The organism is Streptomyces sp. NPDC093111 (assembly GCF_040683955.1).
Classification (GTDB): Bacteria; Actinomycetota; Actinomycetes; order Streptomycetales; family Streptomycetaceae; genus Streptomyces.
This window is the reverse complement of sequence record NZ_JBFBNW010000029.1, coordinates 1-25,889: the sequence shown is the minus strand read 5'-3', so window position 1 is coordinate 25,889 and position 25,889 is coordinate 1. Positions and strand designations below refer to the sequence as shown.

Sequence of the window (25,889 nt, the reverse complement as noted above, 5' to 3'; positions counted from 1 at the left end):
GGTCTTCAGCGGTCCATGATCGCCGGGATAGCCTCCGCTCATGCAACTAGGCGTCAACGTACCGAACTTCGGACCCGGGACCGACCCCGGGATGCTGCGCGACTGGGCCAGGGTCGTCGAGGGCCTCGGCTTCGACCTGCTCATGGTCTCCGACCACGTGGCCGTCACCCCGGACGTGGCCGAGCGCTACCCGGAGCCGTTCTACGAGCCGTTCACCACGCTGTCCTGGCTGGCCGGTGTCACCACCCGGGTGCGGCTCGGCACCACGGTGCTGATCGTGCCCTACCGGCACCCCCTCCTGGTGGCCCGCATGGCCGCCAACCTGAACGCGCTCAGCGGGGGGCGCCTCGTCCTCGGCGTGGGCGTCGGCTGGGCCCGGCAGGAGTTCGAGGCGCTCGGGGTGCCGTTCGCCCGGCGCGGCCGGATCACCGACGAGAGCCTCGCCGCCCTGCGCGAGGCCGGCATCGGCCCCGTACCCCTGTGGGTCGGCGGCAACAGCGAGGCGGGCGTCCGCCGCGCCGTCCGGTTCGGCGACGCCTGGCACCCGCTGCGGGGCACCCTGCCCTGGATGCGCACGGTCGTGCGGAGCCACGAGCTGCCCGGGTTCGCGCCCCGGATCGCGCTGCGGCTGACCGCCGCCCCCGTCGAGGACCCCGAGCGGCTCGCCGGGGTCGGCACCCTCGAACAGGTCCTCGACGACCTCGAACAGCTGCGCCTGCTCGGCGCCGGGACCGTCGTGCTCGACCCTTACCACCAGGACCCCGAGGCCACCCGCCGGCCGCACACCGCCTGGCGGGACCTCACCACCCTTGTCGCACACCGGAGGACAGCACCGTGATCAGCCCCGCAGACGAGAAGCTGCTGCGCCGCGCCGTCGAGCTCGCCGCCCGCGCCGTCACCCTGGGAGACGCCCCCTACGGCTCCCTCCTCGCCGGACCCGACGGCACCGTGCTCGCCGAGGCCCACAACACGGTGCGGCGCGACGACGACATCACCGCCCACCCCGAACTCAAACTGGCCCGCTGGGCGGCGAGCGAACTCGACCGGGAGACGGCCGCCCGCACCACCCTGTACACCAGCTGCCAGCCCTGCGGCATGTGCTCCGGAGCCCTGGTGCGCTCCGGCGTCGGCCGGGTCGTGTTCGCGCTGGCCACCGAGCAACTGATCGCGCTCAACCCGGAGTCGGGCGCCTGGCCGACCGTCCCGCAGGACGGTCCGGCCCTGTTCGACGAGGCGCGCCGCCCGATCGAGGAGTACTACGCGGCGAAGGACTGAGCTCCGGACAGGCCGCCGGAAAACCGATGTCCCCCCGGGCCCGCTTCTCCCTACACTCCCCGAAGCGGGCCGACAGGTCCGACCCGTCACGACCGTAGAGCCACGAAGGGAGCCGGCCATGCGTGCCCATGTCACCACCACCGCCGTCGTCTCCCGCGCCCGGTACGACGTGATCCTGGCCTCTTCGTCCGTCCGGTGCCGGCTGCGCGGCCGGCACCGCTGACCCGCGACGAAGACGGATCCACGCACCTCCCACACCCCTTCCGCGTGCCCGCCGTCACGGGAATCGCGCTGCCCAGCAACCGCTCCGCAGCGAAGGAAACACCACCATGCGTACCACCCGCATCGCCCATACCTCCCGTACCTCTCGCACCTCTCGCACCTCTCGCACCTCTCTCCGTAACCTGGGCATCCTGGCCCACGTCGACGCCGGCAAGACGACCCTCACCGAGCGGTTCCTCTTCCTCACCGGTGCCGTGCACAAGCGCGGCGAGGTCCACGAGGGCACCACCGTCACCGACTTCGACCCCCAGGAACGCGACCGCGGCATCACCATCTCCGCCGCGGCCGTCAGCTGCGACTGGGCCGGGCACCGGCTGAACCTGATCGACACGCCCGGACACGTCGACTTCTCCGACGAGGTCGAACGAGCGCTGCGCGTCCTCGACGGCGCCGTCGCCGTCTTCGACGGCGTGGCGGGCGTCGAGCCGCAGAGCGAGTCGGTGTGGCGCCAGGCCGACCGGCACGGGGTCCCGCGCCTCGCGTTCGTCAACAAGCTGGACCGCGCGGGCGCCGACCTCGACACCGCCGTGCACTCCCTGCGCACCCGGCTCGGCACCGTACCGCTGCCCGTCCAGCTCCCCATCGGCCGCGAGGCCGCCTTCACCGGCGTCGTCGACCTGGTCCGCATGCGGGCGTACGAGTGGGCCGACGGGGCCGACACGTACACCGAAGGTCCCGTCCCAGAGGACCTGCGCGAGGAGGCCGCACGCCGACGCCGGCAGCTGACGGAGACGGTCGCGGAACTGCACGCCGCCGCCCTGGAGGAGTACTGCGCGCACGGCACGCTCTCCGACGCCACCCTGGTCGCCGCGCTGCGGGACCTCACCCTCTCCGGCGAGGCCGTCGTCGTGCTCTGCGGCTCCGCCTACCGCAACCGCGGGATCGAACCGCTGCTCGACGCCGTCGTCGCCTACCTGCCGGCGCCGACGGACCTGCCGCCGGTCCGCGGGGAACACCCCGCCGACCCGGAGGCGCCGTTCACCGCGCTCGCGTTCAAGGTGAGTGCCACGCCCACCGGCCGCCTCACCTACCTCCGCGTCTACGCCGGAACGATCCGCAAGGGGGACACCGTGCTCGATGCCACCGCGCGCCGCACCGAACGCATCGCCCGGATCCTGCGGGTCCAGGCCGACCGGACGACCGAGGCCGACCACGCCGAGGCCGGTGACATCGTCGCCGTCGTGGGCCCCAGGTCCGCCCGTACCGGCGCCACGCTCTGCGCCCCCGACGCGCCGATGCTGCTCGAACCGCCGGTCTCCGCCGATCCGGTCGTCTCCGTGGCCGTCGAGGCCCGGCGCGGCCTCGACACCGAACGGCTCGCCACCGCGCTGGCCCGCCTCACCGAGGAGGACCCGTCGCTGGTCGTGCGCACCGACCCCGAATCGGGCCAGACCGTCCTCTCCGGCCTCGGCGAACTGCACCTGGAGGTGGCCGTCGAGCGGCTGCGCCGCGCCCAGGGCCTGGAGGTCACCGTGGGCCGGCCCCGCGTCGCGTACCGGGAGACCGTCGCCCGGGGCGTCACGGGCCTCGTGTACCGGCACGTCAAACAGGACGGCGGCGCGGGCCAGTTCGCCCAGGTCGTCATCGATGTCGCACCCCTGGAGGACGCGGCGGGGCAGGAGACGGGGGAGCGGCGGGGATCCGGGGCGGCGGAGTTCGTCTTCCGCTCGACGGTCACGGGCGGGCGCGTCCCGCAGGAGTTCGTCCGCGCGGTCGAGGCCGGCTGCCGTGACGCCCTGGCCGAGGGCCCGCTCGGCGGACATCCCGTGACCGGCGTCCGCGTCACGCTCACCGACGGGGCGACCCACGTGAAGGACTCGTCCGAGCTCGCCTTCCGGGCCGCCGGCCGCTTCGCCCTGCGCGAGGCGCTCCGCACGAGCACGATGACGCTGCTCGAACCGGTCGCGGAGGTCACCGTGACCGTGCCCGACACGGCGGTCGGCACGGTCCTGGGCGACCTGTCCGCCCGGCGCGGCCGGGTCACCGACTCGACCACCCGGGGCGGTACGGCGGTCCTGACGGCGACGGTCCCGCTCGCCGAACTCTTCGGCTACGCGTCCCGGCTCCGTGGCCGCACCCAGGGCCGCGGCACCTTCACGACCCGCCCGGCGGGTTACGCGCCGGCCGGCTGACCGGAAGGGGGGTGCGGGCCGGGCGGGCTCCGGGCGGGCCGACCGGAGCCCGCACCGAGGCCGGCGGCCCCGCCCGTCCGCCACAGGGACGCCGAAAGACCGGCCCGACGCCATGAGCGTCGGGCCGGTCTCCCGGATGGTGCGGGGCCGTGCGGGCCGGTACGGGTCAGTCCGTGCCGGACTCCATCGCGGCGCGGTCGAGCAGCTCGTCCTCCGCCGAGACCTCGCCGCGCGAGGCGATGGCCTCGGCGCCGCCCTCGGGCATCTCCGGCATGGTGCCGATCAGACCGGTCGCGGCGGCCTGGGCGGCGCCGATCACGGGGCTGCCGCCGCCGATCAGGCCGAGCCCGACGTACTGCTCCAGCTTGGCGCGCGAGTCGGCGATGTCGAGGTTGCGCATGGTGAGCTGGCCGATGCGGTCCGTGGGGCCGAAGGCCGAGTCCTCGGTGCGCTCCATGGACAGCTTGTCCGGGTGGTAGCTGAAGGCGGGGCCGGTGGTGTCGAGGATCGAGTAGTCCTCGCCGCGCCGCAGCCGCAGGGTCACCTCGCCGGTGACGGCCGCGCCGACCCAGCGCTGGAGGGACTCGCGCACCATCAGCGCCTGCGGGTCCAGCCAGCGGCCCTCGTACATGAGCCGGCCGAGGCGGCGGCCCTCGTTGTGGTACTGGGCGAGGGTGTCCTCGTTGTGGATGGCGTTGACGAGCCGCTCGTACGCGGCGTGCAGCAGCGCCATGCCGGGGGCCTCGTAGATGCCGCGGCTCTTGGCCTCGATGATCCGGTTCTCGATCTGGTCCGACATGCCCAGGCCGTGGCGGCCGCCGATGGCGTTGGCCTCCATGACCAGGTCGACGGCGGAGGAGAACTCCTTGCCGTTGATCGTGACCGGGCGGCCCTGGTCGAAGCCGATCGTGACGTCCTCGGCGGTGATCTCGACCGACGGGTCCCAGAACCGGACGCCCATGATCGGCTCGACGGTCTCGACGCCGGTGTCCAGGTGCTCCAGGGTCTTGGCCTCGTGGGTGGCGCCCCAGATGTTGGCGTCGGTGGAGTACGCCTTCTCGGTGCTGTCCCGGTAGGGGAGGCCGTGGGCGAGGAGCCACTCCGACATCTCCTTGCGGCCGCCGAGCTCGGTCACGAAGTCCGCGTCGAGCCAGGGCTTGTAGATCCGCAGGTGCGGGTTGGCGAGCAGGCCGTAGCGGTAGAACCGCTCGATGTCGTTGCCCTTGAAGGTCGAGCCGTCGCCCCAGATCTGGACGTCGTCCTCCAGCATCGCCCGGACGAGCAGCGTGCCGGTGACGGCGCGGCCGAGGGGGGTGGTGTTGAAGTAGGCGCGGCCGCCGGAGCGGACGTGGAACGCGCCGCAGGCGAGCGCGGCCAGGCCCTCTTCGACGAGCGCGGCCCGGCAGTCGACCAGACGCGCGATCTCGGCACCGTAGGCCTGGGCGCGGCCGGGCACCGACGCGATGTCGGGCTCGTCGTACTGGCCGATGTCGGCGGTGTAGGTGCAGGGCACGGCGCCCTTGTCGCGCATCCACGCGACCGCGACCGAGGTGTCGAGACCGCCGGAGAAGGCGATGCCGACGCGCTCGCCGACCGGGAGGGAGGTGAGGACCTTAGACATGGCAATATTATGCATCAAGACGCATGGTCATGCAAAGCCCGTCTCTGAATCCCACCCTCCGGGCCGTCGCGGGTCCCGCGTGTCCGGAAAACAGGGGTGCGGGTGGTGCGTCTCCTCCCTGCTCCCCGATAGTCGTCGACGGGCAGCAGCGCCGGACCCGACGGACTGGGGAGCACGTGGACGCACAGGACGCGCGACAGCAGGTCATCACCTCCGAGGGCGGGCCCCGTGACGCCGGCCCGGCCGCCGGCCCGGCGCGCCGCCTCAGAGCGACCGCGGTCGGCGGCGTGGCCGTGCTGCTGTGGGCCTCGCTCGCCCTCTTCACCACGCTCACCGGGCGGATCCCGCCCTTCCAGCTCACCGCGATGGCCTTCGCCGTCGGCGGTCTGATCGGACTGCCGAGGGCCCTGCGCGGCGGTGCCGCCCTGGCGCGCGGGCTGCCCGCGGGCGCCTGGGTACTGGGGGTCGGCGGACTGTTCGGCTACCACTTCTTCTACTTCCTGGCCCTGCGCAACGCCCCGCCCGTCGACGCCGGCCTCATCGCCTACCTGTGGCCGCTGCTGATCGTCGTGCTCTCCGCGCTGCTGCCCGGCGAGCGGCTGCGCTGGTGGCACACGGCCGGCGCGCTGCTCGGCCTCGGCGGCACCTTCCTGCTCGTGACCGGCGGGCAGGGCGTGCACTTCCGCGGCGCGTACCTGCTCGGCTACGTCGCCGCCGCCGTCTGCGCCGTGGTGTGGTCGGTGTACTCGGTCGCCAACCGGCGCTACCCGCAGGTCCCGACCGACGCGGTGGCCTTCTTCTGCCTGGCCACCGCCGCCCTCGCCGCCGTCGCCCACCTGCTCTTCGAGACCACCGTCCGGCCCGAGGGCTGGCAGTGGCTCGCCGTGCTCGCCCTGGGCGTCGGGCCGGTCGGCGGGGCCTTCTACGTCTGGGACCACGGCACCAAGCACGGCGACATCCGGCTCCTGGGCACCGTGTCCTACTTCGCCCCGCTGCTGTCCACCGGTCTGCTGGTGGCGACGGGACGGGCCGCCGCGAGCTGGCCCGTCGCCGTCGCCTGTGTGCTGATCACCGGCGGCGCGATGCTGGCCTCGGCCGAGGCCCTGCGCTCCGCGCGCCGCCGGGGATAGCGGGCCGGTGGCCGGTCAGGCGTCCACCGGCCACGTCCCCCTGCGGACCATTTCGGTCACCTTGTCGGCGCCGTTGGCCCGCACGAGGAGTTCGAGGCGCATCCGCTCGATGTCCTCCGCGCTCCACTTCTCCGTGGCCATCGTCGCCTTCTCGTGCGACCACCCGTTGTCGTAGTGCCGGACGACGTAGTCCTTCTGGAAGTCCCACATCTTGGTGCCCGGCAGCGGGGTGACGATGAACGGGTTCGCGTACGCCATGCCGTGGCCCATCAGCGTCACCGCGTAGTCGATGGTCTTCTCGATCTGCTCCAGCGACTCGATGTACGGTTCGGCGCCGGGCCGTTCGGGCGGATTGACGAAACCGAGCATGAATCCGCCGGTGACCTGGATCCCGTACTCGGTGAACATCTCGACGATCTCGCCGGTGGCCTGCTGGAAGGCGTTGAGCCGCGGCTTGCCCGACTGCTCCAGGCTGTCCTCGTTGGCGCTCTCCACCGCGAGGTACACGCTGTAGCAGCCGCCGTCCGCCATCGCCTTGATGAGGTCCCGGCAGGTCAGCCCGCCGCGCATCGCGGCCAGCACGTTGCGGAAGTTGGGGTTGCGCCGCTCCGACTCGGCCATGGTCGCGGCGAACTTCTCGCCCAGGTGCAGCAGCACCAGGTTGAACAGGCTCAGGCCGCCCTCCTCGACCCACGGCAGGTCGTGCTTGCGGAGCAGCTCGAAGACCCGCATCGCGTACAGCGGGTCGTGCAGCAGGTGGTCGTCCTCGATGAGCACCTCGGTCACGCCCTGCTTGCGGATCTCCCCGAGGTGCAGGTCGAACCAGTCGGTGCCGAGCGCCCGCCACGGCCCGTTCACCATCGGGATGTAGCAGAAGTCGCAGCCGACGTTGCAGCCGATCGTCGAGAAGATCTGCGCCCATGAGCCGTGCGGGCGGACCCGCTTGCCTGAGGAGTGGTACGCCTGCTCGTACTGGCTCATGTCCAGCAGCCCGAAGTCGGGCAGCGGCATCATGCCCAGCCGCTGGTCCAGCCCCTGGCGCTTCGGAAGGATCCGCATGTACGGGGAGGAGGCCGTCGTCCGGACCACGGCGCCGTCCGCGCGGCGGTAGGCGAGGCCCGGTACGGCGTCGATGTCGCCGCCCTCCTCGGTCAGCGCCTGCAACAGGGCCGTGAACGTCTGGTCCGCCTCGTTGATGACCACGTGGTCGAAGGGGGAGTCGGGCACCGAGTAGCGCCAGTCCCCGCTGGGATGCGCCCCGCCGGTGACCGTCACGATCGACGGGTCGATGTCCTTGACCAGGTCGGCGAGGGCCCGCGCGTTGCCCCACTGGACGGTGTAGATGCACTGGACGCCGACCACGTCCGGGTCGAACTCCTCGATGATCGCGCGGAGTTGTGCGTCGTCGAGGCCGTAGCGGACCAGGTTGCTGCCGCCCCCGAGGTCGACCAGGTGGCGTTCCTGCTCCCAGCCCGCGAAGGGCGAGTCGACGATCTTCACGTCGAAGCCGGAGAGCCGGGCGTTGGTGGCGATGCGCAGCAGGCCGATCGGGGTGCCGGCCCGCTTCATGACCTCGAAGGTGTCCAGGCCGAGGGCCCGGAAGCTGCTCCGTTCCGGAGAGGGCTCCACGACCCGCGTGTACGAGGGCACGAGCAGCAGGACCCGCGGTGACTCGCCGCGGGCGCGCCGCCGGGTGCCGGAGACCGACGTGCGCAGGGAGGGGCGGCCCAGGTGCCGCAGCGGCCGGCGCTGCGGGGCGCTGGAGAAGGTGACGGAGGGATTTTCGATGAGCACGGGCGAAGGGGAAACGTTTCGCGACACGAGCGCTCCATCTGTCCGATGCGAATGGACAATGAGCTCAGATCGTGACCGCCCGCGGACCTTCGGGTCGGTGTTTCCGCGTTCAATGGCGTGAATTCACGCGCCTGCCGCCCTCCGCGTCCGAATCCGACGGAAAGTCCGGCACGGGACGTGACGCCGCGGCCACCCCAGGTGAAACGGAGCTCCATCCCTGAATTCCCGGTGCCCGAGCGCGAATGGTCGCCACTGGGGGTTGGGTCTAATGTCGAGATATGGCCAGAGGTGCGCCCGCGCCCCCGCGGTCTCGGAAGGCGGAATCGCGCGGCGTGCGAAAGGAGCCTCCCATGACCCGTACATTGCGCGCCGCGATAGCCCTGGCGGGGACCGCGGCCCTCTCCCTGGGAGTGGTGTCGACCAGCGGAGCCCTCCCGTCCGCGCCGACGAAAGCCGAAGAGGTCAAGATCGGTCTGCTGCTCCCGGAGAGCAAGACCACCCGGTACGAGAAGTTCGACCGGCCGTACATCGAGGCGAAGATCCAGCAGCTGGCGCCGGGCGCCCATGTCGACTACTACAACGCCGCCGAGAGCGCCACCACCCAGCAGCAGCAGGTCAACACCGCGCTCGCCAAGGGCGACAAGGTGCTGATCCTCGACGCGGTGGACGCCAAGTCGATCCAGTCCTCCGTGCAGAAGGCCCATGACGCGGGCGTGAAGGTCGTGTCGTACGACCGCCTCGCGCAGGGCCCGGTCGACTCCTATGTCTCGTACGACAACCACGAGGTCGGCAGGCTGCAGGGCAAGGCGCTGCTCGACGCGCTCGGCGCCAAGGCGCAGAGCGGCGAGATCGTGATGCACAACGGGTCGCCGACCGACCCCAACGCGGCCGAGTTCAAGGCCGGCGCGCACTCCGTGCTCGACGGCAAGGTGAAGATCGGCAAGGAGTACGACACCCCCAACTGGGACCCGAACAACGCCAACCAGCAGATGTCCGGTGCCATCAGCGCACTCGGCAAGGACAAGATCGTCGGCGTCTACTCGGCCAACGACGGTCTGGCCGCCGGCATCTCCACCGCCCTCAAGGCGGCGGGCATGAACGTGCCGTTGACCGGCCAGGACGCCCAACTCGACGCCATCCAGCGGATCCTGCTGGGCACGCAGACCATCACCGTCCAGAAGCCGTACAAGCCCGAGGCCGACATCGCCGCGACCATGGCCGTCGACTTCGCCCAGGGCAAGTCGCTGCCCGCCGACCTGACTCCGGTCACGGTGACCAGCGGCAGCGGCCAGAAGGTGCCGTCCAACCTGCTCAAGCCGGTCGTCGTCAACAAGGACAACATCAAGGACACGGTCGTCAAGGACGGCATGTACACGGTCCAGGAGATCTGCACACCGACCTATGCGGCAGCGTGCAAGCAGGCCGGCCTGATGTAGGCGGAGGCGGTGGAATTGCCGGAAGCACCTGTGCTGACACTGCGGGGGATCTCCAAGCGCTTCGGCGCGGTCCAGGCCCTGTCGGGGTTCGACCTGGAGGTCCACGCCGGCGAGGTCGTCGCCCTGGTCGGTGACAACGGCGCCGGGAAGTCGACCGCCGTCAAGACGGTCGCCGGGGTCAACCCGCCCGACGAGGGCGTCATCGAGTGGCAGGGGCGGCCGGTCTCGATCAGCCGCCCGCACGACGCCCAGAGCCTCGGCATCGCCACCGTCTACCAGGACCTCGCCCTGTGCGACAACCTCGACGTGGTCGGCAACCTGTTCCTCGGCAGGGAGCTGCGCCACTTCGGCGTGCTCGACGAGGTCCGCATGGAGCAGCGCTCCCGCGAACTGCTCGACACCCTGTCCATCCGCATCCCCAGCGTCCGCATCCCCGTGGCCTCGCTGTCCGGCGGCCAGCGCCAGACCGTGGCGATCGCGCGGTCCCTGATCGGCGACCCCAAGGTCGTCATCCTGGACGAACCGACCGCCGCGCTCGGCGTGGAGCAGACCGCCGAGGTCCTCGACCTCGTCGAACGGCTCCGTGTCCAGGGCCTGGGCACCATCCTCATCAGCCACAACATGGTCGACGTGATGGCCGTCGCCGACCGGATCGCGGTGCTCCGGCTGGGCCGGAACAACGGGTTCTTCGACAAGCGCTCCACCACGACCGAGGAGATCATCTCCGCGATCACCGGAGCCAGCGACAGCGCCGTCACCCGCCGCCAGGCCCGGATCCGCGAGGAGCGGGAGGCGCGCGGCGAACGCGGTGGGCCCGGTGGCCGCCGGGAGGAGGAGCGATGAGGCGCGCCGGAGACCCCGAGGACCGGGACCGCCGGTTCGACGGCCCGGCGGGCGGCGGTGAACGCGCCGCCGACGACGCCGCGCAGCGGACCGCTCCCGAGGCGATGCCCGCCGTCGACAGCCGGCTGATCGTCCGTGAGGAGGGACTGCGCGGTTACGCCGCGGAGTTCCGCCGCAAGCTGCGCAGCGGCGAACTGGGCTCGCTGCCCGTCGTCGTGGCCGTCGTCATCATCTGGACGGTGTTCGGCAGTCTCAACAGCGCCTTCCTGTCGGCGCAGAACCTGTCCGACCTCAGCCAGCAGATCGTCGGCACCGGCATGATCGCCGTCGGCATCGTCTTCGTCCTGCTGCTCGGCGAGATCGACCTCTCCGTAGGCTCGGTCAGCGGCCTGTGCGCCGCGATCTTCGCCGTGCTGAACGTCATCAACGGCATGAACCAGTGGCTGGCGCTGCTGGTCGCGCTCGTCGGGGGAGCGGCCGTCGGACTCATCCAGGGCTTCTTCTTCGCCAAGGTCGGCGTGCCCGCCTTCGTCGTCACCCTGGCGGGCAACCTCGCCTGGAACGGCCTCATGCTCCAGGTGCTCGGCAGCAGCGGCACCGTCAACATCCCGAGCGAGAGCATCGTCGCCAAGCTGTACTCGACGATCTTCCACAGCCCCGCGACCGCGTACGTCGTCGCGGGCGTCGGTGTCGGCCTGTTCCTGCTCGCCTCGCTGCTCGACGCCAAGCGCCGGCAGGCGGCCCGGGTGCCGTTCCGGCCGGTCGCCGAGATCGTGCTGCGCACCGTCGTGATCGGGGCGATCGCCTTCGCCACCGCGTACATCCTCAACCAGTACCAGGGCCTGCCGCTGGCGCTGCTGATCTTCCTGATCCTGCTGGTCGTCGTCGACTTCGTGCTGCGGCGCACCCGGTACGGGCGCCAGGTCTTCGCGGTCGGCGGCAACATCGAGGGTGCCCGGAGGGCCGGCATCAGCGTGCCGTTCATCCGGATGAGCGTCTTCACGGTCTCCGGTCTGATGGCGGCCGTCGGCGGGCTGTTCCTGGCCGGCCAGATCCAGTCCGCGAGCCAGACCTCCGGTGGTGGCAACCTGCTGATGAACGTCATCGCCGCGGCCGTCATCGGCGGCACCAGCTTGTTCGGCGGCCGGGGTTCGGTCTGGTCGGCGCTGCTGGGCTCGCTGGTCATCGGCTCGATCCAGTCGGGCATGAACATCATGGGTGTCAGCAATGCCGTCCAGTTCATGATCACCGGTTCGGTGCTGCTCGCCGCCGTGGTCGTCGACTCGCTGTCCCGGCGCAGCCAGAAGGCCGCGGGACGCGCCTGACGAGGGGTCGTCCCGGGCGGGGACCCCGCCCGGAATTCCAAGATCATCTCGTGCAGAATGAGCCGTATGACCCTGACGAACATACCCAGGACGGCCACGGTCGACGACGCTGCACTCATCAGCGCCCTTCTGACCAGCGCCTTCGACGACGACCCGATGATGCGCTGGTTCTTCCCGGCGGACGCCTCCCGCGCGGCCTCGCTGAGCCGCTACTTCGGCACGATCTTCACCCGCCAGTACGTCCACCACGGCGTGTGCGAGCGCACCGACGCGGCCGTCGCGTTCTGGGTTCCCGCCGAGGCGCAGGAGAAGGCCGTGCCGGACGCGGACACGATCGAGGAGCTGAAGAGCATCCTCGGCGACCGCGTCGCGCAGTTCGGTGCGGCCGTCGAGACCGCCGCCGCGCACACGCCCCAGGAGCCGCACTGGTCCCTGTCGCTCATCGGCGCCGACCCGGCCGCCCAGGGCCGGGGCCACGGCGCCGCCCTGCTGCGCTCGGGTCTGGCCCAGGCGGACGCGGCCGGCATGCCGGTGTACCTGGAGTCCTCGAAGGCGGCCAACCTCCCCGTCTACGAGCACTTCGGCTTCACCGTGCGCGAGGAGGTGCCGCTGCCCGGCGACGGCCCGATGCTCTGGGGCATGTGGCGCGAGCCGCGCCGCCCGGCGGGCGCGTAGCGGGAACGGCGAACGCCCCGGAGCCCTCGTGGGCCTCCGGGGCGTTCCCGTGCGCTACGGGACGAGCCGCAGCAGACGGTTCGGGGAGCCGCTGCCCGGGGCGGTCACCTTGTTCGGCGTGGCGCCGTTGACCAGGGCGGTGGCGACCTGTGCCGGAGTGGCGGAGGGGTGACCGGCGAGGTAGACGGCCGCGGCACCCGCCACGTGCGGGGTGGCCATCGAGGTGCCGGAGATGGTGTTGGTGGCCGTGTCACTGGTGTTCCAGCCCGCGGTGATCGAGACGCCCGGGGCGAAGAGGTCGAGCACCGAACCGTAGTTGGACCAGCTCGCCTTGGCGTCCGCGCTGTCGGTGGCGCCGACGGTGAGGGCGGCGGCGACCCGGGCCGGGGACGAGGAGGACGCGTTCGCACCGGAGTTGCCGGCGGCGACCGCGTAGGTGACCCCGTCCGCGATGGACTTCTTCACCGCGTTGTCGAGCGTGGTGGAGGCGCCCCCGCCGAGCGAGAGGTTGGCGACGGCCGGCGCGCCCGCGGCGTGGTGGGCCGTCACCCAGTCGATGCCCGCGACGACCCCGGCGGTGGTGCCGGAGCCGTTGTTGTCGAGCACCCGGACGGCCACGATCTTCGCGGCCTTCGCCACGCCGTACGTCGTCCCGGCGATGGTGGTGGCGACGTGCGTGCCGTGCCCGTTGCCGTCCTGCGCGACGGAGTCGCCCTCGACCGCGTCGTACCCGTTCACGGCACGCCCGGCGATCTCGGCGTGGCCGATCCGGACGCCGGTGTCGATGACGTACGCGGTGACGCCCGCGCCCGCGCTGTCCGGGTAGGTGTAGGTGCCGGAGAGCGGCAGGTCCGCCTGGTCGATGCGGTCCAGGCCCCAGGGGGCGTTGGACTGCGTCGCGTCGGCGCGGACCACCTGGTTCTGCTCGACGGACGCGACGGCCGGGTCGGCGGCGAGGCGGCGGGCCGCGCCGGCGTCCAGCCGGGCGGTGTAGCCGTTGAGCGCCGCGCCGAAGGTCTTGCCGACCGTGCCGCCGTAACCGGCTATCAGGCCACGGCCCTTGGCGGAGCCGGCCGTGAAGCCGGCGCCCTCCTTCAGGGTGACGAGGTAGCTGCCGGGCACCGCGTCGGCCGAGCCGGCGGCGAGCACCACGCCCTCGGCGGGGGCGGCCTGGGCGGGGAGGGCGGCGAAGGTGCCCAGGAGGGCCGCCGCGGTGGCGGCGGAGAGGGTCACGGCCAGGCGGGTCCTGGAGTGCTGGGGAAGTGACATGACGGGGGAGTCCTCCTCTTGGCGGCGCACCGGGTGGGTGGCGCGACGATGGGGGCGGCGTGCGCTCGCACGCACCGCCGGAAGCGGCTGTCGCGTTTCCCGGCGTGAGCAGCAGCCTGGCCGCGCTACGGGGTGTGGCTCAAGGGAGTTGGGGTCTTGTCATGCATCCGCCATGCCGCCGCAATCGAAGCCCCGATGAACACGGATGAACCGGACAGTGAATGGTCGAAGCCCGGCCAGTGGCCGTAATCCGCCGACGGGGTGGAAGCGGCGGACCCCCGGCCCCCGGGGGCACTCCCGCGCGTGCCGCGCCGTGAGTCGGGGCAAACGGGACATACCCCTATGCCTGCGGTATGCCTTTCCCATGGATCCCCACCGGCAGGCCTCCGCCGTCCCCCGCCTCTCCCGGCGCGGCGGCCGACTGCTGCTCGCCGTGCCGTTCGCGATCATCGCGGTGGTCACCGTCGTGGACGTCCTGGCCCCGCCCGACGTGCACCTGGGGCCCTTCCTCATCGCCGCCCCCGCCGTGACGGCCTCGTTCGCGGGCGCGCGCATGACCGCCTTCGTCGGCGCGGTCGCGGTCGTCGCCCAGTCGGTGGTGGCGCTCGCGCGGACCAGCATCACCGACCTCAATCACACCTACCAGATCATCGCGCTGGTCCTGATCTCGGTCATCGTGACCTTCTTCGCCCACCTGCGCGAACGGGACGAGGAGAGGGTGCGGCGGCTGCGCTCCATCGCCCATGCCGCGCAGAGCGTCGTCCTGCGCCCCCTGCCGCACCGCGCCGGACCGCTGCACATCGCCTCGGTCTACCTCGCGGCGGAGGAGGAGGCCCAGATGGGCGGCGACCTGTACGCGGCGGCCCGCACCGCGGACGGGACCCGGCTGCTGATCGGCGACGCCCGGGGCAAGGGCCTCGACGCGATCGGCGAGGCATCCCTGGTCCTGGGCGCCTTCCGGGTCACCGCCCGCCGGGAACGGGAACTGCCCGACCTCATCGGACATCTGGAGGCGGGCGTCGGCTCGGCCGAGGGCACCGAGGAGGAGCAGGGCACCGGCGCCGAGGAGGCCGACGACACCTCGGACGAGGCATTCGTCACCGCGCTGGTCCTCGACATCCCCGACCGCGAGCCCGTCGTACGGCTCGTCAACTGCGGGCACCCGCCGCCGCTCCTGCTGCGCCAGGGCCGGGTGATCCCCCTCGACGCCGCCGACGCGAGCCCTCCACTGGGCCTGTCCGACGTCCTCGCGCCCGCCGTCACCGTGGAGACCTTCCCCTTCGACGTCGGCGACGTGCTGCTCCTCTACACCGACGGCGTCGTCGAGGCCCGGGACACCTCCCGCGCCTTCTACCCGCTGACGGAACGGCTCACGGCCTGGCTCGGGGACGACCCGCCGACCCTGCTCGGGCGGCTGCGCGCCGACCTCCAGGCGTACGCGGGCGGCCACCTCGGCGACGACGCCGCGCTCGTCGCCGTCGAACGCCTCGCCCCGGATCCGTAGCCGAACGCGCCGCGCACCCGTGGCCGATGAGGCCGCGTCCGGCTCAGACCTCGGGGAGCGAGGGGTGCGGCGTGAACGGCGGCGGCGCGGTGACGGCCCAGCGCTCGTGGTCCCGCCAGCCCCCGTCGATGTACAGGTAGGCGGGCGACATCCCCTCGTACCGGAAGCCGAGCCGCCGGGCCAGGGCCAGCGACGGCTCGTTCCCCGGCTGGATGTTGGCCTCCAGCCGGTGCAGCCGCAGCTCGGTGAAGGCGTGCTCCAGGACGAGGGCGATCCCCTCGGACATGTACCCCTGCCCCGCGGACGGCGCGAAGGCCGCGTACCCGAGGGACGCACCCTGGTAGCGCCCCCGGATGATCGAGTTGATGTTGACCGTGCCCGCCGCGGCACCGGTCTCCCGGACCCGGATCAGGAACCCCCGGTTCGAGGTGTCCTCGAAGCGGCGCATCCAGACCCGGAACTCCTCCACGGACCCGGGCAGCTGCATCCACGGCCCGTGCAGCTCGGCGCTGGCGCGCACCAGCGCGCAGAACTCGTCCTCGTCGGACAGGGTGAGCGGGTGGAGTTCGACCCGCGGCGGAAAGTTGACCATGAACCCACGTTAAGGGACCCGCTCGTACGCGGTACCGCCCCCCGACGCGTACCGTTCGGACCCACCCGCGCCCGCCGGCGCGCCGGAGGAACGTCCCGGCCCACCGGCGTGGTTACGGTGGGCCGATGCGACACGTACCCCGGTGGGCCCTGATCTCCTCGGGGTGCGCCCCGGTCCTCCTGATCGGCGGCTGGACGATCGCGGGCCTGCTCCAGGGGCCGGGCTACGACCCCGTCACCCAGACCATCAGCGTCCTCGCCGCGTACGGGGCGCCGGGATCGTGGGTGATGACCGGCGCCCTCCTCGGCCTGGGAGTCTGCCACCTGTTCACCGCCTGGGGGCTGCGGGCCGCCGCGCTCGCCGGGCGCGTCACCCTGGCCGCCGGCGGCGTGACGGCACTGGTCGTCGCCCTGCTCCCGGTTCCCCTCAGCGGAGGCTCCCTGCGGCACGGCTCGGTCGCGGCCCTCGCCTTCGCGCTGCTCGCCGTCTGGCCCCTCCTCGCCGCCGAGCGCACCGGACCGGCGCCGTGGGGACTGCGGCCCGTGCCCGCCGTCGGCGTGACGGCGCTGATGGGGCTCGGGGCGGGCTGGTTCCTCGTCGACATGCGGCGGCACGGCGCCGTGGGCGTCGCCGAACGCCTGGTGACCTGCGTGCAGGCGGTCTGGCCGCTGGTGGTCGTGGTCTCCTGCCTCCTGTACGCGAAAGGCGGACACCGGCCCCCTCGGGGCCCGGTGTCCGCCTCCTGATCCGGTCGGGTCAGGTCAGGCCGGGGCGCGTGTCACTCCGCGTCCCGCACCGTCCCCGTGACCACCGGGCCCGGGATCGGCTCCCAGTTCGCGTCGTACGTGGTCAGCTGACCCCGCAGCGACTCGGCCGGCTCGGCGATCCCGTCCTTGACGGTCGGGATCCGCAGCTCCGCGCTCGTCTGCCCGGCCGGGACGTTCACGCCCAGGTACAGGCCGCTGCCCTCCATCGCCCGGGACAGCGCCACCGGCGGGTCCGGCACCTGACCGAGCTGCTCCTCCAGCCAGGCCCGGTCGACGTCCGCCGTGGACAGCTCGGCGCCACCGGTCACCGGCTCCAGGACGACCGCCCCCATGATGTCGACGTCGGCGGGCTCCGAGAGCGTCATCCGCCAGGTCAGGGCCGCGCCCTCGGTCACGTCGTCCGCGACGGGCGTCAGCGTCACCTTCGGCATGGGGTCGTCGTTCCGGGCGGTCACCCCGCCGCGGTGGGCGCCGACCACGACGCCGCGCACCGCCTTCACGAACGCGTCCTGCGACAGGTCGTAGCCGAAGCGGGTGTTGCCCCGCACGGTGACCGGGACGACGATGTCCTGCCGTCCGGGGCGCACCGTCACCAGACGGGAGGTCACCTGGTCGCTGTCCGGCTTCGGCACGAACAGGCGGACCTGGCCGCTGCCCTGGCCGGTGACCCGGACCGGGACCCGGTAGGTGCGGACCCCCGAGTCGCCCTCCTTGACCGACAGACGCCCGATGTCGACGCGCGCCAGCGCGGCCGGACGGACCGCCGGAGTACCCGGGCGCCAGCCCCACGCGTCCATCAGCCAGGCACGGCCGGCGCGGCTGCGCGGGATCAGTTCGAGCGAGGCGATCCGCTTCAGGTCGAGCCGGGCCCGGGACGCGGCGGACAGCGGTACGCGGATCTCACGCGCCCACGAGGACGCGGTCCGGGGGGTGCCCGGCATGCCGTCGACACGGGTGCGGCCGAGGACGGCGCGCTTCCCGGCGGCGTCGGTCACGGCGATGTCCAGCTCGGTGCCGGTGCTGTTCGGCGGCACGATCAGGCGCAGCGCCAGGGACTCGGAGCCGGCCAGCGAGACCGGCCGCTTCGAGCGGACGGTGACGGGCGCGCCCGGGTTGGTCCAGCGCAGCGCGACGGCGTCACGGCCCGGTTCGGGCGAGGCCTCCCAGTACGCGAAGTGCGGCGAGCCGCCCTCCTCGGGCGGCAGGCAGGAACGGGCGGCGTCCGGGTCGATCTGGGCGCACAGCCGTCCGCCGCTGCCGGACACCGTGACCGAGGAGCCCGGCACGAAGGCCGCCGTGCGCCGCGCGCCGACGGCGTGGGTGACGACCTGCGCCGGATCGGCCGAGGGGGCGCGCCGTCCGGTGCCGTCGAGGAGCGGCCGGACCTTGTCGTCGCCGCCGACGAACAGGCGGGCGGCGGCCGCGATGTAGGTGGCGCCCGCGGCCTGCTGCTGGTTCGCGGTCAGCCGGGTCCGGGTGCCGGGGCTGCAGAGCGGGTCGGTGCCGTCCTCGGACGAGAAGTCGTCGTAGGCGAACGCCTTCGCCTGGCCCGGGGTCCACTCGCTGTTGAAGTAGTTGTGGTTCGCGCCGACCATGTAGACCGCGCTGTGCAGCGCGGAGCCCTGGCTGACGCCACGGGTGCCGTCGACGTAGATCTGGCCCTGGAGGTCGGACACGTCGCCGTCGCAGCCCGGCAGGATCGTCGTGGACGGCACGTCGGGGGCCGGGTTCTGGCCGAAGATCGTGGGGCCGATCAGGACGTTGCCGCGGATCTTCCAGCGCACCGGGCCGCGGTAGCCGTCCTGGTCGGCGGGGGCCGGGTAGAGGCTGTCGAGCGCCGCCCGGTTGACGCCCTCGCCGCCGCGGGAGTGGCCGACGAGCAGGACGCGGGAGAGGTCGGCGGGCGCGGTGCCGCGGACGACGGCCGGCGCGGAGGGCCGGTTCGCCGCCCAGGTGGCCCAGCGGGCGAGGTGCTGGCGCACCAGGGAGGAGCGGGCCTGTGCGCCGCCGTCCTCGGCCTGCCAGTCCTGCCCGTTGATGCCGTTGGCGGAGATGGACATCGTCACGTACCCCTGCGAGGCCAGCAGCTTCTGGGCCTTGAGGTACCCCTGGTGGCTGGGGATCGGCAGGGTGCCGGGGGCGCACGGCCACTCACCGGTCATGTCCTCGGTGCCGGGCTTGTAGCAGGTGGCGTGGCGGCCGTGCAGGAACAGGGCCACCGGGCGCCGGCCCGGGGCGTTCGTCGGGCCGACGACCATGGCGCGCATCTCGACGGGCTTGTCGAAGCCCGGCAACGAGACGGAGCGCAGGGCGTATTCGCCGCTGGTCGTCCGGTACGGGCCGGCCTTGCCCGGGTCCACCTGGTTCGCGGGCAGCGGGGCCTGCGGCCTGGCCGCCGGGGCCGACGGGCGCTGGTGGGCCGAGCGGGCGGGGGCGGCGGCGTCGAGCCGCCGGCCGCCGGCCGTCACCCGCAGGTCGGATTTCCGGTCGATCCGGAGGTCGCCGAGGGGCAACCGGAAGGTCCGGCCGTCCCGTTGGGCCTCCGGAAGGCCGAGCAGCCGGTCCCCGGCGCGGAACTCGACCCGGGCGTCGCCCATGCGGACGGGCTCGGGCGAGGTCCACACCAGGTGGCTGTCGGCGCCGGTGCCGGATATGCGCCAGCCTTCGGGGAGGGCGGAGTCGGCGGCCCCGTTCCCGGGCGACGCCGACGGTGATCCGGGTGACGGCTGCGCGTACGCCGGCAAGGGCGACGCGGCGGCCATGGCGAGCAGCGCCACGGCGGTGGTCACGCCGCGTGTGACACGTATCAAAGCGGTCTTCCTCACGGTCGGTCTCGTGAGAGCACCCGCGGTGTCCCGGTCCCCCGGGCATCCCCCGTCCCTGGTGCCCCCCTCGTTCCGTGAGGACGGTGGGAGGAACCTGTGGGTTGCCTCAAGGGGGCGTCAAAAACCCGCCAGGGAAAGGGAAAGACTTCGGTCAGAAGCGGAAGGCCCGGCCGTCCAGGGTCCAGTGCGGGTCCGGGGCGATGCCGAGGGAGGTGTAGACCTGGGCGGCGACATCGGCGTGGTGGAGCGGCTCCGACGGGGCCTTCCCGGCGGGCAGACCGGGGCCGCACGCCGCGATCCAGGCGGTGCGTTCGAGCGTGCTGCGCCCGCCGTGCCCGCCCTCGTCCCGGTGCCCGTGGTCGGTCACCGCGATCACCGTCCACTCCTCGCCCGCGCGCTCGCGCCGCCCGCGCACGGCGTCGAGGACGCGGCCGAGCCGCCGGTCCGCGGCCTCGACCGCGGCCCGGTACTCCTTGCCGCAGCCGAGGAAGTGGGCGGTCTCGTCGACGGCGCCGAGGTACACGAAACCGGCGTGGAGCTCCTCGTCGAGGCCCAGGAGGTGCTCCGCCTCCGCGGTCACCCGCTCGTCGACCTCCTCCCATGCCTCGGGGGTGTCCTCGGCCGGGGCGACGTACCCGAGGCGGGTCGGCGCCACGAACAGCGGTCCGCCCTCCCGGGCGAGGAACAGCGGCGCCCAGCCGCCGACCGCGAAGGTCCGGCGGCCGCAGTCGGCGGCCAGGCGGGTGGTGAAGTCCGGGAAGACGTCGAGGCGGTTGCCGTCGAGCCGGTTGCCCCAGACGCCGTGCTTGGTGACGCCGACGCCGGTGACGATCGTCGTCCAGCAGGGGCCCGACATCGTCGGGGTGGTGGCGTCCACCTCGACGGGTGCGAGGAAGCCCGCGCGGGCGATCCCGTCGAGGTGCGGGGTGTCCAGCTCCGGAAGCAGATCGAGGCGTACGCCGTCGATGCCGATCACCAGAACGCGGGAGGTCTCCATGGGTGGTCCAAAGGGTCGTGGGCGGGGCGGGGGCGGGGCGGTCGCCGGGCGGCTGCGGGAGCCGCCCGGCGACGGGGCCGATCGGGGGGACGAGCAGGGGATCGGGGACGTGCAGGGGATCGGCGGGCGGGGCCGGGCGGGGTACGGACAGGGGGGTACGTGCAGGGGTGCGTACAAGGGGGTACGCGCAGGGCGCGCGGCGGAACCGCCGCGTCCCGTGGTGGGACTATGGCGTGCGCGCGCTCAGGCGGGCGTGACGCGGCGCAGCCGGATCAGCCGGCTCGCGTGGTCCCCGTCGGGCAGGTGCGGGTCGAGGCCCTGGTGGACCAGGACGGCCCCGCTGTGCACCTCGTCCCGGTCCGGGTCCAGGTAGTGCGCCGACGGGTCGAGCGCGGGCAGCCGCACCGGGGCGGGCGGGTGGCCGAAGCGGGTCGTCGGGCGCCAGACGAGGAGCACGTGGTCGCCGCCGTCGGGTGCCGCGTAGTGGACGGCGTGGACCGGGCCGGGCGGGGTGACGTGGTGCTGGATCCCGCGCTGGACGAGCGGGCGGATCTCCTTGTACTCCGCGACGAGTTCGGCGGCCTCCGCCAGCTCCTCCTCGCTCCACTCGGTGAGGTTCCCGCCGATGCCCAGCGCCCCGGCCATGGCGACGTGGAAGCGGAAGCGCAGGGGGGTGTGCCGGCCGGTGGTGACGTTGGGGCTGTCGGTGACCCAGGCGGCCATGGCCCGCGCGGGGAAGAGCTGGCCGAAGCCGTGCTGGATGCCGATGCGGTCGACCGGGTCGGTGTTGTCGGAGACCCAGGCCTGGTCCGTACGGGAGAGGATGCCGAGGTCGACCCGGCCGCCGCCGCCCGCGCAGGCTTCGATCCGCAGCCCGGGGTGGGCGGCCCGCAGCCGGTCCATGATCCGGTAGACGGCCCGGGTGTGGTCGATCCAGAGGCGGTCCGGGTCGGGATGACCGGCCCATCCGGCCTCGGTGAAGGCCCGGTTGGCGTCCCACTTGAACCAGTCGACCCGGTGGGCGCGGACCAGCCCGTCGAGGGTCCGCCAGGCCCAGGACTCCACCTCGGGGCGGGCGAAGTTCAGCACCAGCTGGTTGCGGAGCTCGGTGGCGTCCAGCTCGGGGGAGTGGAGGACCCAGTCCGGGTGCGCGCGGTAGAGCTCGCTGTCGCGGTTGACCATCTCCGGCTCCACCCAGAGCCCGAAGTCCATGCCGAGGCGGTGCACCTCGTCGGCGAGCGGTCGCAGGCCCTCGGGGAAGGCCTCGGGGCGGGGGGTCCAGTCGCCGAGCCCGGCCTCGTCGCTGCGGCGGGCGCCGAACCAGCCGTCGTCCAGGACGAACAGCTCGGCCCCGATCCCGGCGGCGAGCCGGGCCAGCCGGATCTGCCCGGCCTGGTCGACGTCGAAGCCCGTCGCCTCCCAGGAGTTGTAGAGCACCGGCCGGTCCCGCCCGGGCTCCGGCAGGACGTGCCGGCTCAGGTGCTCGTGCCAGCCGCGGCTGGACGCGCCGAAGCCGTCCGGCGTGTACAGCCCGGCGTACGTCGGCGTGCGCAGCGTCTCGCCCGGGCGCAGCGTCCAGCCGAGCCCCTCGTGACCGAAGCCGCCGGTCCAGGTGGTGCGGCCGACGGGGTCGCGGTGCACGGTGACGCGCCAGCTGCCGCTCCAGGCGAGGGCGGTGCTCCACACCTCGCCCCGCTCCTCGGTGGCGGTGCCGTCGTCCAGGGCCAGCCACGGATTCGCGTGGTGGCCGGTGAGCCCCCGCCGGCTGGTCAGCACGGTCTCGGCGACCGGGAGGCGGTCGCCGTGGAGCTGGAACTCGCTGTTCCAGCCGCCCACCAGGTGGCTCAGCCGGTAGTCGGCCAGCGCGGGCGCGGTCCAGGAGGCGGAGTCCAGGCGCTCGACGGTGACGGGCCGCGCCGGATCGGCGTCGGGCTCGGTGTGGGTGAGCTCGGTCCAGCGCTCGATGACGTCGCTGTCGGGGCGGACCCGGTAGCAGAGCTCGGTGCGCAGCGGGCGGCGCCGGTCGTCGAGCAGCAGCCGCAGTTCGCCGCCGTCGACACGGGCGCCCGCGAAGCGCCACTGGACGCCCCGGGTGCCGTCCGCGAAGCGGACCTGGAGACCGGCGGGACCGAACCGGGCGCCGCTCTGGGGCGCCAGCTCGTCGGCGGCCGCGTCGGCCTCGAAGCTGCTCGCGGCGGGCGACACCGCCTCCGGGAGCGCGGCGAGGACGGCGGCGTCGAGCGGACGCCCCCAGTACAGGTGCCGCGGGCTGCCGTCGGCGCCGATGAGCACCGCGTACTGGCTGTTCGGCGTGCGCAGGACCGCGAGGCCGAGCGCGGGGTCGAACGTGACGGGCGGGAGCGTGTCGAGCACGGGTGAGTCCCCTTGACGTGCGGAGAGGTACGGGGGTGGTGCCGGGCCGGCGCGGCGTGGACGCACCCTCGGCGAAGGCCCCTTGGCGGAAGGCACGGAGGCGGCCACGAGCGTAGGGCGAGCCCTGACAGGAAATCAATACTGGAAGAAGTTATTTATTTGCTCTACGTTTCACCCGTGTTTCGACATCGCTCCCAGCCTCTCGTCAGCGCACCCGCCGAAACCGCGGTCCTCGCCCTCCTGTTGGCGGAGGGGCCGCTCAGCAGGGTGGAGCTGGCGCGGCGCACCGGACTCTCCTCGACGGCCGTCACGAAGGCGGCCCGGCCGCTCATCGACGACGGCTACCTCTACGAACTCCCGCCGGAGCGCACCGCTCCCGGCGCCGGACGGCCCGTCAACCCCCTGGCGGTCGCCCCCGACCGGGAGTTCTTCGTGGGCGTCAAGGTCAGCCCCGACCACCTCTTCGGCGCGGTGTGCGACCTGCGGGCCGGCATCCGCGTCACCGCCTCCCTGCCCCTGGACGACTGCGAACCCGGCACCGTCGCCGAGGTCTTCGCCGCACTTCTCGATCAACTACTTGACAGCGAGCCCGAGTTCCGCGACCGTACCCGGCATGTCGGGGTCGCCGTCTCCGGCGACGTCGACCGCGAGAGCGGCCTGGTCCGCCACTCCGGCCTCCTCGGCTGGAGCGACGTCCCGCTCTCCGCACTGCTCACCGCCGCCACCGGCCTCGCCGTCACCGTCGAGAACGACGTACGGGCCCTGACCGTCGCCGAGCACTGGTTCGGCGAGGGCATCGGCACCGGATACTTCGCGCTCGTCACCATCGGCGCGGGCATCGGCTCCGCGCTCGTCGTCAACGGAGAACTCCTCCGGGGCGCCTACGGCGTCTCCGGCGAGGTCGGCCACATCTGCGTCGACCAGACCGGACCGCGCTGCCGATGCGGCGCGAAGGGCTGCGTCGAGGCCCTCGCCTCCACCGAGGCGATCCTCCGCGCGGTCCGCGAGGCCACCGGACGACCCGGGCTGACCTTCGAGGAGGTCGTCGAACTCGCCCGCGAGGGCGACCCGGCGGCCCGCGAGACCTTCGCCCGGGCCGGCCGCGCCATCGGCGTCGGCATCGCCACCCTGGTCAACCTGGTCGGCCCGGAACGCGTGGTGGTCAGCGGCGAAGGGCTCGCCGCCTACGACCTGTTCGGCCGCCACATCAAGGAAGCCTTCGCCGCCCACGCCTTCGGCGCGGCGTCCCGGTGCCCGCTGCTGCTCCGCCCGCTGCCCTGGGAGGAATGGTCCCGCGGCGCCGCCGCCGTCGCCATCCAGGCGCTCTTCCCGCAGTACGCGGCCACCGCCGCGACCGGCTCCGGCTGACCCGCCGGACCGCCACCACGGCCCGCGTGCGGCCCACCCCGTTCGCGCGCGGCCGACCCGTACGACTCCCTGGCCGGCGCCCTCCACTGCCGGCAAGCACTGTCGAAGACACCGGCCAGGTAGCACAACCACCCCGCCCCACCCTCCAAGAAGGATGCGACATGAGCGCACGCAGAACCGAGCTTAGCCGACGGGGATTCCTCACCGGATCGCTGCTGGTCGCCGCCGGAACCGTCCTGACCAGCGCCTGCAGCACCGACCCCACCGGCGCGTCCGGTTCCGGCGCGAAGACCACCCTCAACGTCTGGTACCACGCCTACGGCGAGGCCGGCACCCAGCAGGCCGCGCTCCGCTACGCCACCGCCTTCACCAAGGCCCACCCGGACATCGCCGTGAAGGTGACCTGGGTCCCCGGCGACTACTCCGGCAAGCTCAACGCGACGCTGCTCACCGACGCCGCCCCCGACGTCTTCGAGATCGGCGACTTCAGCGAGGGCATGGCCCGGCGCGGCCAGCTCGCCGTCCTGGACGACGTGTACGGCACCGCCAAGACCGACTTCAACAGCACCGCGATCGACTCGGTCACCGTCGACGGCAAGCTGTACGGCGTCAAGATGATCGACGACGTCATCATGATGTACTACCGCAAGAGCGTCCTGGCCAAGGCCGGCATCACCCCGCCCACCACCTTCGACGGCCTCGCCGCCGCGGCGAAGGCCCTGAGCACCTCGAAGAGCAAGGGCCTGTTCGTCGGCAACGACGGCATCGGCGACTCCGCGAGCAACGCCGTCTGGTCCAACGGCGGCGAACTCGTCAGCCGGGACGGCAAGGTGGGCTTCGGCACGCCCCAGGCCCTGGAGGCGCTGACCGCGCTGCGGCGCCTGCACGACGACAAGTCGCTGCTGCTCGGCTTCACCACCGACTGGTGGGACCCGGCCGCCTTCAACCAGGGCGTCGTGCCGATGCAGTGGTGCGGCCTGTGGGCCATGCCCGCCGTCAAGGACGCCCTCGGCGACGACTTCGGCGTCATCCCGTGGCCCGCCTTCAAGGCCGGCGGCACGCCCGTGGTCCGGGTCGGCGGCTGGACCAGCTGCGTCAACGCCAAGAGCGCGAAGATCGACGCGGCGAAGAAGTTCGTCCAGTGGCTGTGGGTCCAGCAGGCCGACCTGCAGAAGGACTTCGCCGAGAGCTACGGCTTCCACGTGCCGCCGCGCAGGTCCGTGGCGGCCACCACCAGGAAGCTCTCCGACGGCACCGCCAAGGAGACCGTCACCCTCGCCGACCGGTACGGCAAGCACAACCCGGGCACCTGGGACACCGCCGTCAGCAGCGCCTTCAACGCCGCCGCCGTCAAGATCGCCGCAGGCGAGGGCGACCCCGCCGCCCTCCTCGCCGAGGCGGTCAAGAAGGCCCAGGGCGAGATCGACAAGCAGCGCGGCTGATGGAACCGGCTCCGGAACTCACCCTTCCGTCCGCGCGTGCCGGGCGCCCCGCGCCCGGCACGCAGGGAGCGGACCGCACCCGCCGTCCCGGCGCCGGCCGACCGAGCGGCGGCCGGCGCCGGGCCGGCCGGCCCCCCGCCCACCGGCCCCGCCCGGGCCGGGCCCGCAGGGGCGCCGACGCCCGGCGGACCGCGCCCCAGCAGGGGGGCCAGGCGAACTTCAAGTACGGCGCGATCGGC

19 protein-coding genes and 1 pseudogene are annotated in these 25,889 nt (G+C 73.0%); 13 read left to right on the top strand and 7 right to left on the bottom strand.

Annotated elements, in window-relative coordinates; all coding sequences use genetic code 11:
- The first annotated feature begins 40 nt into the window (after positions 1-40).
- From AB0Q96_RS35365 to fusA, 3 genes are all read left to right on the top strand, one after another.
- On the top strand, positions 41-838 hold the full coding sequence (locus tag AB0Q96_RS35365; RefSeq protein ID WP_365332781.1) for an LLM class flavin-dependent oxidoreductase: 798 nt from the start codon (positions 41-43) through the stop codon (positions 836-838).
- Positions 835-1,275: a nucleoside deaminase gene (locus AB0Q96_RS35360; protein ID WP_365332779.1), complete on the top strand. Its 441-nt coding sequence runs from the start codon at positions 835-837 to the stop codon at positions 1,273-1,275. The genes AB0Q96_RS35365 and AB0Q96_RS35360 overlap by 4 nt, the downstream gene beginning before the upstream one ends.
- Before the next feature lie 329 nt (positions 1,276-1,604).
- On the top strand, positions 1,605-3,689 hold the full coding sequence (gene fusA, locus AB0Q96_RS35355; protein ID WP_365332776.1) for an elongation factor G: 2,085 nt from the start codon (positions 1,605-1,607) through the stop codon (positions 3,687-3,689).
- A 166-nt stretch (positions 3,690-3,855) separates the two neighbouring features.
- Here the strand turns inward: fusA and argG are convergent, their stop codons facing one another.
- Positions 3,856-5,310, bottom strand: coding sequence for an argininosuccinate synthase (argG, locus tag AB0Q96_RS35350; protein ID WP_365332773.1), 1,455 nt, complete (start codon positions 5,308-5,310; stop codon positions 3,856-3,858).
- Between the two features lie 176 nt (positions 5,311-5,486).
- Between argG and AB0Q96_RS35345 the strand changes: the two genes are divergently transcribed.
- The gene (locus tag AB0Q96_RS35345) at positions 5,487-6,440 is read left to right on the top strand and encodes an EamA family transporter (protein ID WP_365332771.1); all 954 of its coding nucleotides are present in this window, start codon (positions 5,487-5,489) and stop codon (positions 6,438-6,440) included.
- A gap of 15 nt (positions 6,441-6,455) precedes the next feature.
- Here the strand turns inward: AB0Q96_RS35345 and AB0Q96_RS35340 are convergent, their stop codons facing one another.
- A complete protein-coding gene (locus AB0Q96_RS35340) occupies positions 6,456-8,234 on the bottom strand; it encodes a radical SAM protein (RefSeq protein ID WP_365332770.1) in 1,779 nt (592 codons plus the stop codon).
- Positions 8,235-8,584: 350 nt separating this feature from the next.
- On the opposite strand from AB0Q96_RS35340, the gene AB0Q96_RS35335 reads away from it, so the two are divergent.
- The 4 genes from AB0Q96_RS35335 to AB0Q96_RS35320 all read left to right on the top strand — a co-directional run bounded on the left by AB0Q96_RS35335 (position 8,585) and on the right by AB0Q96_RS35320 (position 12,513).
- Positions 8,585-9,670: a substrate-binding domain-containing protein gene (locus AB0Q96_RS35335; protein ID WP_365332768.1), complete on the top strand. Its 1,086-nt coding sequence runs from the start codon at positions 8,585-8,587 to the stop codon at positions 9,668-9,670.
- A gap of 15 nt (positions 9,671-9,685) precedes the next feature.
- Positions 9,686-10,513: an ATP-binding cassette domain-containing protein gene (locus tag AB0Q96_RS35330; protein ID WP_365332766.1), complete on the top strand. Its 828-nt coding sequence runs from the start codon at positions 9,686-9,688 to the stop codon at positions 10,511-10,513.
- 104 nt (positions 10,514-10,617) lie between these two features.
- Positions 10,618-11,838: a sugar ABC transporter permease gene (locus AB0Q96_RS35325; protein WP_365332886.1), complete on the top strand. Its 1,221-nt coding sequence runs from the start codon at positions 10,618-10,620 to the stop codon at positions 11,836-11,838.
- A gap of 66 nt (positions 11,839-11,904) precedes the next feature.
- Positions 11,905-12,513, top strand: a complete 609-nt coding sequence (locus AB0Q96_RS35320) for a GNAT family N-acetyltransferase (RefSeq protein ID WP_365332764.1) — start codon at positions 11,905-11,907, stop codon at positions 12,511-12,513.
- 54 nt (positions 12,514-12,567) lie between these two features.
- On the opposite strand, the gene AB0Q96_RS35315 is transcribed toward AB0Q96_RS35320, so the two are convergent.
- Positions 12,568-13,782, bottom strand: a complete 1,215-nt coding sequence (locus AB0Q96_RS35315; protein WP_365332762.1) for a S8 family peptidase — start codon at positions 13,780-13,782, stop codon at positions 12,568-12,570.
- 364 nt (positions 13,783-14,146) lie between these two features.
- Between AB0Q96_RS35315 and AB0Q96_RS35310 the strand changes: the two genes are divergently transcribed.
- Positions 14,147-15,286, top strand: a complete 1,140-nt coding sequence (locus AB0Q96_RS35310) for a PP2C family protein-serine/threonine phosphatase (RefSeq protein ID WP_365332761.1) — start codon at positions 14,147-14,149, stop codon at positions 15,284-15,286.
- A gap of 43 nt (positions 15,287-15,329) precedes the next feature.
- Here the strand turns inward: AB0Q96_RS35310 and AB0Q96_RS35305 are convergent, their stop codons facing one another.
- Positions 15,330-15,878: a GNAT family N-acetyltransferase gene (locus AB0Q96_RS35305; protein WP_365332759.1), complete on the bottom strand. Its 549-nt coding sequence runs from the start codon at positions 15,876-15,878 to the stop codon at positions 15,330-15,332.
- A 125-nt stretch (positions 15,879-16,003) separates the two neighbouring features.
- Between AB0Q96_RS35305 and AB0Q96_RS35300 the strand changes: the two genes are divergently transcribed.
- Positions 16,004-16,624 carry a DUF998 domain-containing protein gene (locus AB0Q96_RS35300; protein ID WP_365332757.1) on the top strand — a complete coding sequence of 207 codons (621 nt, stop codon included), beginning with the start codon at positions 16,004-16,006 and terminating at the stop codon, positions 16,622-16,624.
- Positions 16,625-16,656: 32 nt separating this feature from the next.
- Here the strand turns inward: AB0Q96_RS35300 and AB0Q96_RS35295 are convergent, their stop codons facing one another.
- The 3 genes from AB0Q96_RS35295 to AB0Q96_RS35285 all read right to left on the bottom strand — a co-directional run bounded on the left by AB0Q96_RS35295 (position 16,657) and on the right by AB0Q96_RS35285 (position 22,840).
- Entirely contained in the window at positions 16,657-19,455 is a 2,799-nt protein-coding gene (locus AB0Q96_RS35295; RefSeq protein WP_365332755.1) for a hypothetical protein, read from the bottom strand.
- Positions 19,456-19,621: 166 nt separating this feature from the next.
- Positions 19,622-20,467: an alkaline phosphatase family protein gene (locus AB0Q96_RS35290; protein WP_365332753.1), complete on the bottom strand. Its 846-nt coding sequence runs from the start codon at positions 20,465-20,467 to the stop codon at positions 19,622-19,624.
- A gap of 243 nt (positions 20,468-20,710) precedes the next feature.
- Positions 20,711-22,840 carry an alpha-galactosidase gene (locus tag AB0Q96_RS35285; protein ID WP_365332751.1) on the bottom strand — a complete coding sequence of 710 codons (2,130 nt, stop codon included), beginning with the start codon at positions 22,838-22,840 and terminating at the stop codon, positions 20,711-20,713.
- 177 nt (positions 22,841-23,017) lie between these two features.
- Here AB0Q96_RS35285 and AB0Q96_RS35280 point away from each other — a divergent pair, with 177 nt between their 5' ends.
- From AB0Q96_RS35280 to AB0Q96_RS35270, 3 genes and pseudogenes are all read left to right on the top strand, one after another.
- Positions 23,018-24,208, top strand: coding sequence for an ROK family transcriptional regulator (locus AB0Q96_RS35280; protein WP_365332749.1), 1,191 nt, complete (start codon positions 23,018-23,020; stop codon positions 24,206-24,208).
- 161 nt (positions 24,209-24,369) lie between these two features.
- Positions 24,370-25,650: a sugar ABC transporter substrate-binding protein gene (locus AB0Q96_RS35275; protein ID WP_365332747.1), complete on the top strand. Its 1,281-nt coding sequence runs from the start codon at positions 24,370-24,372 to the stop codon at positions 25,648-25,650.
- Positions 25,650-25,889: pseudogene (locus AB0Q96_RS35270) on the top strand (hypothetical protein); the annotation flags it as partial. The gene AB0Q96_RS35275 and the pseudogene AB0Q96_RS35270, both read left to right, overlap by 1 nt.